The sequence below is a fragment of the Kitasatospora sp. NPDC085895 genome (assembly GCF_040702125.1).
Classification (GTDB): domain Bacteria; phylum Actinomycetota; class Actinomycetes; order Streptomycetales; family Streptomycetaceae; genus Kitasatospora; species Kitasatospora arboriphila.
Window position 1 is genome coordinate 1 of sequence record NZ_JBFBJY010000158.1, and the last position, 8,330, is coordinate 8,330.

An 8,330-nucleotide genomic window follows, 5' to 3' on the forward strand; every position below is an offset into this window, starting at 1 on the left:
CGGGTGTTCATCCCGGGGATCGTGGTCAGCAGTTCGATGCGGCGGCGAAAGGGCCGCACCTGAGCGTCGATGCGCTTGCTGAGCCGGGTCTCCATCGCGTTGCAGGCGTCGATGCGGTCGAGCATCGCGCGGACCAGGAACGCGTGGTGACTGGTGAAGCGGCCGGTGAGTGCCTGGGCGAGGATCTCGCGCTTTCCGCGCATACGCCGCAGCGCCAGTTCCGCGAGGACCAGCGGGTCGCGCTCGCCGGCGACGAGGGCCTCCAGCATGGCCCGGCCGGACTTGCCGACGATGTCCGAGACGACCGAGGAGAGCTTGATCCCGGCGTCCTCCAGCAGCTTGTCCAGGCGCTGGATCTCGCGGGTTCGCTCTCGGACGACCTCGGTGCGGTAGCGGGTGGTGTCCCGCAGCTCGCGGATCGGCTGCGGCGGCACGAACGAGGGGCGGACCAGGCCGTGCTCGAGCAGCTTGGCGATCCACTCGGAGTCGGCGACGTCGGTCTTGCGGCCCGGCACGGTCTTCATGTGGCGGGCGTTGAGGAGCCAGCACTCCATGGCGTCCTCGAGGACGTAAAACACCGGTTTCCAGTACACACCGGTGGCCTCCATACCGACCAGGGTGACGCCCTCGGACAGCAGCCAGTCCTTCATCGCCAGCAGGTCGCGGGTCATGGTGGAGAAGACCCGCACCTCGCTGCGGCGCCGCCTGCCTGCGGTCGGTATACGCAGACAGACCTTCACATCTGTCTTGCTGACATCGATCCCGGCGCATCTCTCGTGGATCACGTCCATGCCGTGCCCCCTTGGTGTCCGCATCGTGCAGGGCGGGACCGTCCAGGGGAGCCCGGCAGGCGGGAGAGGCTAGTACGCGTGCTCGAAGCAACACTTCGGGGTGCCTGTCGAGGGACTCCCACCGTCCTACTCTGTCGCGGGCTCGAAGGCGCCAAGCCGATATCGACGTCAACTGGACGGCCCCACCCAGATTTTCGGCCCGTCAGGGTGGGTCCTCAAGACCCCGGACTACTCTGTCCCGTAATCGGTGGTGGCGCTCTGTGGTGGTCACGGGAGGCGGATGTGGTGGCGGAGTAGAGGGAACCCGGCCCGGCCGTGCATCTGTCTCATGATCCGTTTGGTTCGCGTGTTGACGCCTTCGGTGCGGCCGTTGTGGAAGGGGAGGGTGAGTTCGGCGTCGACGGCGGCCCGGTCGAGTTCCAGGCCGTTCGTGAAGGAGTGCGGGTGGGGCAGGTCGACGGAGCGAGCTGACGTGATCCAGTCGGTGAGCTTGGTGTCGTTGCCCTCGGCCGGCACCAGCAGTTGCGCGAACTCTCGAGTGAGACGGGCGAGTTCGGTCATCTCGGGGCAGCTTTGGGTGAGGTCCCTCGGGAGGGTGGTGTCCTTGTCGCGCAGGTTCTCGGGGTGGGTGAGGAGGAGGCGGGCGAAGTGCCGTGGGGTGGTGACGGGCTTGTCGCCCTCGGTGCGGCCCTGGGCGAGATGGCGGACCAGGAGGTTCGTGCTGCCGGTGTGGTCCAGTTCCTTGATCTCGCGCAGCAGGTGGGCAGCCGGCACCGCGGGGTCCTCGGCCCGGGGCCGACGCAGGTGGTCGCGGTAGGGATCGACGCGTGTGGGTTTGTAGCGCGGTGCCCGGCGCTCTGCGGTGGGCTCCGTCATGCGGGCGTACTGCTTGACGGTGTTCAGGGCGACGTCGAGGCGGCGGGCGCATTCGAGCAGGTCGACGCCCTGGCCGAGCAGCTTGTGGACCTGGTGCCAGCGTTCGTGGGTGGTCTGCTCGCGGACGCCCCCGGGCCGGGCGGGGTTCACCGCGGTGGCCCAGCGGGCCGCGTGGGAGCGGACCTCGGCCAGGACCTTGCCGCACGGGTTGCTCCACAGGTGCCACCGGTCGCTGACCTGCACCGCTTCGGGGAGGGCCTGGCGGATCGCCGCGCCGTAGGAGCCGGAGCCGTCGCGGCGGACGTACTCGATCCCGGGGTGCTCGCGCAGCCACGCGACAGCGTCTGCGTCGTGCGGTCGGGCAGGACGTCGATCCGCTCGCCGGTCTCGGCGTCGGTCAGCACGGTCGCGTAACGCTGCCGCCGGCGCGGGGCGAAGTCGTCGACGCCGAGCACGTGCGGGACGCGCCGCGGGGGCATCGTCTGGCGCATGAGCACGCGCAGGGCGGTCGAGCGGGAGATCGTGCAGGCCGGGACGCGGGAGAGGCGGGCGCCCGCCCGGCCCGCTGACTCCATCACGACCTGCCCGAGTTGGTCGGCGAGCCGGCGCGTTCGCCGCTGGTAGCGTTCGATCAGGCCGGGGACCTGCTCGCGGAACGTCTGCCGCGGGCAGCCCAGAACCGGGCAGACCATGCGCCGGACCCGCACCGACGCCACGACCCGACGCCCGTCCATCGGCACATCCGTGACCACCCGCCCGTGGAAGGCCTGCACCTGTCCCGTCGGCTGCCCGCACAACGGGCACGGCACCGGAGTCTCCTGGTCCGCGCCGACACCCGGATGACCTGGCCCTCGTCCGCCACATCCTCGACGACGAGGGCCGACAGCCCGGAAAACACCACGCTCACAAGCTCGTTGACATCACGCACACCATGCCAACGACGACCGTCACCCTTCGGTACCACCGATTACAGGCCAGAGCCGTTGGCTGGACACTCCCGTTTCACCGGATCAACAAGCATTGTTGGCAGCGAAGTTCGAAACGATCCTCCCGCACTTGGACGAGCGGCAGCGGCGTCTGCTGATAGGAGCGGAAGCGCGGTCGCTCGGCCACGGCGGGATCCGGCTGGTCGCGCGGGCGGCGGGTGTGCGGGAGGCGACGGTGTCGTTCGGGGTGCGCGAGCTGGAGTCCGGCCGGCCACCGCTGGGACGCGTCCGGCATCGGGGCGGCGGCCGCATCGGGTCGCGGACCTCGACCCGATGCTGCGGCCCACGCTGCTGGCGCTGGTCGAACCCGGTGAGCGCGGCGATCCGATGTCACCGCTGCGGTGGACGACGAAGTCGACGCGAAACCTGGCCGCCGAGCTGGCCGAGCAGGGCCCGGGGCTTGGACACCTCGCTCCAAGGGTTGAAGATCAAGCTAGGGGCGTGTGGAACGGCGCGGTCCGGGAGCGGGCACCGCAGTGCCACCGGTCGGGTGCAGGTCCGCGGGTGTGCCCCCGTCCGCTGTGCGCAGGTCCCCGCGCCCTTGCAGGGACGCCCGCGGTGCGGCCGCGGCGCGGCGGGCCTGTGCGTCGGGCACGGTGAAGGCGAACAGGCCGGTGGCCACCGCGATCGCGGCGAGGACGAGGTAGGCCGTCCGGTACGCGGCCAGCGGCGGGCTTGCCTGTTCGGGGCCGCCGGCGCCGAGCACCAGGACGGTGGTCACCACGGCGGGGGCCAGGGCGTTGCCGGTCTGCCGGACGACGGTGTTGAGGGTGGCGGCGTGGGCGACGTCGGCCTTGGAGACGGTGCTGAAGGAGGCGATGGTGGTGGGCACGAACACCCCGCCCATCGCCAGGCCGAGCAGGAACATGTAGCCGCGGAAGGCCCACAGGCCGGTGTGCTCGTCCGCGGCGGCGAACAGCAGCAGCACCCCCGCCACGCCCAGCATCCCGGTCCCGATGATCACCCGCGGGCCGATGCGGGCGTACACCGCGCCGACCAGCTGCATGATGAGCAGCACCCCGAAGGCCTCGGTGAAGGTGGTGCTGCCGCTGTCCAGCGCGCTGCCGCCGCGGGCCTCCTGGATGTAGAGCGGGCCGAGGAACATCGCGCCCATGATGGGCACGTAGCCGACCAGGCAGATCAGGTTGGTGTCGCGGAAGAGCCGGTCTCCGAAGAGCCGCAGCCGCAGGACCGGCTCGGCGGTGCGGAGTTCGACCGTGACCGCCGCCGCGAGCAGCACGGCGCCGGCCACCAGCGGGCCGAGCACCCGCGGGCCGGTCCAGCCCGCCTCCGGCCCGGTGCAGACTCCGTACATCAGCGCGGCGGTGCCCGCGGCGCTCAGCAGCAGGCCGGGCAGGTCGAGCCGACCGGCGGCGTGGTCGCGGTGCTCGGCGAGGAAGACGAGGCCGAAGAGCACCGCGGCCGCACCGACCGGGACGTTGACCCAGAACACCCAGCGCCAGGAGAGGCCGGTGACGAGCGCGCCGCCGAGCAGCGGGGCGATCGCCGGGGCGATCTGCTGGGGGATGATCAACAGGCGGGCGAGCCGGACCTGTTCGGCCTGGGTGAAGGTGCGGAAGAGCAGCGCCTGCGAGGTCGGCATCAGCAGGCCGGCGGCAAGGCCCTGCAGGGCCCGGGCGCCGACCAGGGCGCCGAGGCCCGGGGCGGCGCCGCAGAGTGCGGAGGCGCCGGTGAAGGCGGCGAGCGAGAGCAGCAGCATCCGGCGGCCGCCGAACCGTTCCACCAGCCAGGCCGAGGCCGGGACCATCATGGCCAGGCAGACCGGGTAGACCACGACGACCCCGGTGAGTGCGGCCGGGGTCAGCGCGAACTGCCGGGCGATGCCGGGCAGCGCGACGGTGGTGATCGCACCGTCGACGATGCAGATGAAGGTGGTCAGGACCGTCATGATGGGCACGACACGGCGCTGGCTCAGGCGGGTGCTCATAGAAGCTGAGCATACTCACTATGATGGTGCTCAGAAAGACTGGGGACGGGGACGGACACGGCATGGCACAGCGGCAGGCGGACAAGCGCGACTTCGGCAGCAGCGACGTCCTGGTGGACGAGCTCTTCGCCACCACGCAGCGGCTCCGCGCCTTCGTCGACGGCAGGCTGCGCGAGCACGGCGCCTCCGTCTCACGGTTGCGCACCCTGCGGGTGCTGGCCCGCGCCGGCGGGCCGCTGCGCATGCGCGACCTCGCCGAGCTGGTCGGCAACGCCCCGCGGACCACCACCACGATCGTCGACAGCCTGGAGAAGGACGGCCTGGTCGAGCGGGTCCGGCACCCGGAGGACCGCCGCGCCTTCCTGCTCACCCTCACCGAGGAGGGCGTCCGCCGGCACCGCGAGGCCGAGGAGCTCGACCGCGCGGCCCTGGCCACCGCCACCGGCGCCCTCGCGCCCGCCGAACGCGAGCAGTTGCGGTCCCTGCTCGCCCGCATCCGCACCACCGTCGGCGAGCGGACGGCCGACGCCGACGCCGGGCTCTGACGCCCTGCACCCGACGCCCTGCACCCGACGCCCGCGGCAATGCGGCACCCCGTCCGGGTATCGGACGGGTGAAACCGGCCGTTCGGCCGTCAGGGTGACGTATCGTCCTGCCGAAGGTGATCCTGACCCGAAGGAGGAGATCACCTCGCGTTACGTCCTGCTGGGCCTCGGCCTCGCCTGCCCCGTCCTCGCCCTCGCCGTCTTCCTCGCCGCCGCCCGGGCCGGTGCCCGCAGCGAGGGGGAGGACGACCGGGCCTGAGCCCGGACGCGCCCCGGTCACCCGGTCAGCGCGTCCACCAGGTCCCCGAGCTCCCGGTCGGTCAGCGGCCGGCGGTGGGCCAGCTTGTTGCGCGAGGTGCGCAGTGTGGACAGCCGGTTGTACTGCGCCGTCCCGAAGCGCACGTCGCGGCGGCGGACGGCCGTCCAGATGTCGCCCAGCTCCATCGAGGCGAGGTCGGCCGGCCCGCCCCGCCCGCCGTCCCGGTCGACGTAGGTGGCGGCGAGGTGCCGGGCACCCCGGGCGGCGGCCTGCGGCAGCAGCGCCACCAGCCGGGCCCGGGCGTCGTCGATGAGCGGCAGCAGCACGCGGTTCTGCGCCTGCCACACCAGCTTGTCCAGGCGGTCGCGGCCGTCGGCCCCGGCCAGCCACTCCACTGGCGAGCAGCGCACCTGCCCCTCCCAGCTGTCCAGCAGCCCGGCCTGCCAGGCCGGCCGGAGCGACGGCTCGGGGGACGGTGCGTAGGCCGCCGCGGCGTTCGCGGCCGGCGGCGGGGCCGCCCCGGCGGCCGGCCGGCACGCCGTCAGGGCGGGGACCAGGTCGTCCGTCCGCCCGTTCCAGCGTCCGGTCAGGCGCGCGGCCAGCGGCAGGTCGGGGCCGCAGACCTCGACGACCGTCTCGTGCCGCACCGCCGCCAGGATGCGCTTCCCGGCGGTGTGCCGGCCGTGCGCGGACCGCCCGTCGGCCTCCGCCTCCGCCACCAGGGTCGCCGTGTCGAGCCGGCCCCACACCGACCACCACCAGTGGACGGCGCAGAGGCCCGGATCGAGAGCCTCCGGCGCATCGGGGGCGAGGTCCTCCGGCCGGGCGGCGACCAGCAGCCGGGGCCGCCGGGCCGGCGGGAGGCCCGCGTTCTTCACGGCGGCCTGCAGACGGCGCATCAGGCGGGAGAGCGCCACCGGGTCGTCCTCCCGCCAGGCGCGGACGATCACCACGGGGGCGCGCCGGTCCGCGCCGTCGACGAGTTCCTCGACCGGGTCGCCGACGAGCCCGAGCTGTCCGGCGAGCCGTTCCGTGAGGCTCGGCGTCCCGAGCGGCGGAGCCGGCGCGGGTGCCGCGGGCGCCGTCCAGCCCCCGAGGCCGTCGTCGTAGTCGAAGCCGACGTCCCCGAAGGCGTAGACGCCCGGCCAGGGCTCCTCGTCGGCGCGTTCCGCCGGCCCGTCGGCCCGCGCCGCCCGGCCGCCGCCGGGGCCCGGAACCTCGACCACGTCGTCGAGGTCGGCGAGCAGCCGGTCGAGGTACAGGTCGGCCCGGCCGCGTTCCACCTCGTGGCCGGGCAGCAGCCACAGGCAGCCCAGGCCGGAGGCCAGGTCGGCCGCGACCCGCGCGAGGTGTCGACGCGGCCCCGGCAGCCGCAGGAGGTCCGCCGCGGTGGGCCGGACGGCCGCGTCGTCGATCACCCGAGACCGCCTTCCCCGGCCTCCTGCAGCGTCTTGAGCGCGCGGAACGTCACCGGGTCGACGGTCACCCCGCCCGGGCGCTCGTCCAGCACGCCGAGGTGCTCCAGCTGCCCCAGCAACTCCTCGGCCTCGTCGATGCCGGTCTCCAGGACGATCGAGAGGTCCTGCGGCGTGGCGGTGGCCAGGCCGTTGCGGTGCTCCTCGGCGGTGAACACCTCGGCCCACTGGCAGAGCCGGTCCGTCAGGTCCCGGTCGAGCCCGGCGCGCCGGAGGTGGGTCGCCGCGGACTCCGGCCCGTCCAGCCGGACCGAGGTGAGCGCGGCGTCACGGGTCCGCCCGCCGCGGACCGCCGACATGACACGCTCGACGTGCCCGGGCCAGCCGCCGGTGGCCTCGACGAGGTTGCGCCGTTCCTCGGCCGAGAGGAACGGCGACTCGGGCCACGCCCGGACGCTGGTCGCGTTCCACCGCTTCGGCCGCACCACGGCCGCGCCCCGGCCGGCCAGCGCCGACGACGGCAGCGGATCGGTCACGACCAGCGCGCGGCGCCGGGGCACCTCCGCGCCGTCCGTGTCGGCCACCGGGCGCTCCTGGCCGATCGCGCCGGTGTACGCGGTGAGCCGCTCCACCGTCTCCTGCACCCGGGCGAGGCTCTCACCGCGCAGGTCGACGATCAGCATGTGCGGGGTGCGCAGCCTGGTGTGCTCGGTGATCGCCTTGACCAGGTCGTCCGAGGCCCGGTAGGCCAGCACCTTGCGGCTCGCGCCGATGTGGAGCCGCGCCGCCCGGTCGATCAGGTCGCTGCCCATGGCCGGCGAGGCCGCGACGACCGCCGTCCCCGCCGACAGCGCCTCGTGCCACTGGTCGTCGGTGAGCGGGCTCGTCCGGGCGATCTGCTCCCGGTCCACGCCCAGCGAGCGGCGGGCCACCCGGGGGTTGTAGTCGTACGGCTGGCTGAACTCCGTCGTCTGCAGCTCCGCGTCCAGCTCCTCGTACGTGCCGAGCATGTTGACGACGTTCGGGCTGCGCATCGCGAACGCCCGGCCGCCCTGCAGCTGGATGACCAGGCCGAGCCCCTCCATCTCGACCAGGTCGATGCGGACCTCGTTGACCCCGTCCTGCGGCGGGAAGCCCTCCGGCCACACCGCGCGGGCCTCCTCCAGCAGCTCCTGCGGGGTGTAGCCGCGGGCGCAGCCGTCGCGCAGGCTGCGCAGCGCGAGGATCAGGGTCAGGACCCGGTAGCGGTCCTCCAGGTTGATGGTCAGCCGCAGGCGGTCCTTGATCTGGTGCTGGATCCCCTGCGACGCCGTCACCTTCTGGACGTCCGCCTCGGTGATGCGCGGGCGGCTGCCGTCGGCGGCCAGCGCGCGCTCCTGCATCTCCACCACGAGCCCCTCGCAGAAGATCTGCACCAGTCGGGTAGCCGGGCCACGTTGCCGTGGCCCGGCCCCCTCAGAACCGGACGTGCACCTTTCAGCGCATCCGGCTCAAGCAAGCCCCGAGAGCT

At 73.3% G+C, this 8,330-nt stretch carries 6 protein-coding genes and 2 pseudogenes; 3 read left to right on the forward strand and 5 right to left on the reverse strand.

Annotated features, from left to right (window positions below):
* Positions 1-791: IS110 family transposase (locus tag AB0442_RS40880; protein WP_366168603.1), on the reverse strand; the 791-nt coding region annotated here is incomplete at its 3' end.
* Positions 792-1,058: 267 nt separating this feature from the next.
* Positions 1,059-2,565: pseudogene (locus AB0442_RS40885) on the reverse strand (ISL3 family transposase).
* Positions 2,566-2,690: 125 nt separating this feature from the next.
* Here AB0442_RS40885 and AB0442_RS40890 point away from each other — a divergent pair.
* Positions 2,691-3,046: pseudogene (locus AB0442_RS40890) on the forward strand (ISAzo13 family transposase); the annotation flags it as partial.
* Between the two features lie 40 nt (positions 3,047-3,086).
* Here the strand turns inward: AB0442_RS40890 and AB0442_RS40895 are convergent.
* Entirely contained in the window at positions 3,087-4,601 is a 1,515-nt protein-coding gene (locus tag AB0442_RS40895; RefSeq protein WP_366168604.1) for a DHA2 family efflux MFS transporter permease subunit, read from the reverse strand.
* A gap of 62 nt (positions 4,602-4,663) precedes the next feature.
* Between AB0442_RS40895 and AB0442_RS40900 the strand changes: the two genes are divergently transcribed.
* Entirely contained in the window at positions 4,664-5,146 is a 483-nt protein-coding gene (locus AB0442_RS40900; RefSeq protein WP_366168606.1) for a MarR family transcriptional regulator, read from the forward strand.
* 94 nt (positions 5,147-5,240) lie between these two features.
* Entirely contained in the window at positions 5,241-5,405 is a 165-nt protein-coding gene (locus AB0442_RS40905; RefSeq protein WP_366168607.1) for a hypothetical protein, read from the forward strand.
* Between the two features lie 17 nt (positions 5,406-5,422).
* Here the strand turns inward: AB0442_RS40905 and AB0442_RS40910 are convergent, their stop codons facing one another.
* Both AB0442_RS40910 and AB0442_RS40915 read right to left on the reverse strand, forming a co-directional pair.
* Positions 5,423-6,823: a hypothetical protein gene (locus AB0442_RS40910; protein WP_366168608.1), complete on the reverse strand. Its 1,401-nt coding sequence runs from the start codon at positions 6,821-6,823 to the stop codon at positions 5,423-5,425.
* The gene (locus AB0442_RS40915; RefSeq protein WP_366168609.1) at positions 6,820-8,235 is read right to left on the reverse strand and encodes a hypothetical protein; all 1,416 of its coding nucleotides are present in this window, start codon (positions 8,233-8,235) and stop codon (positions 6,820-6,822) included. Before AB0442_RS40915 ends, AB0442_RS40910 begins: the two co-directional genes overlap by 4 nt.
* Between the last annotated feature and the right edge of the window lie 95 nt (positions 8,236-8,330).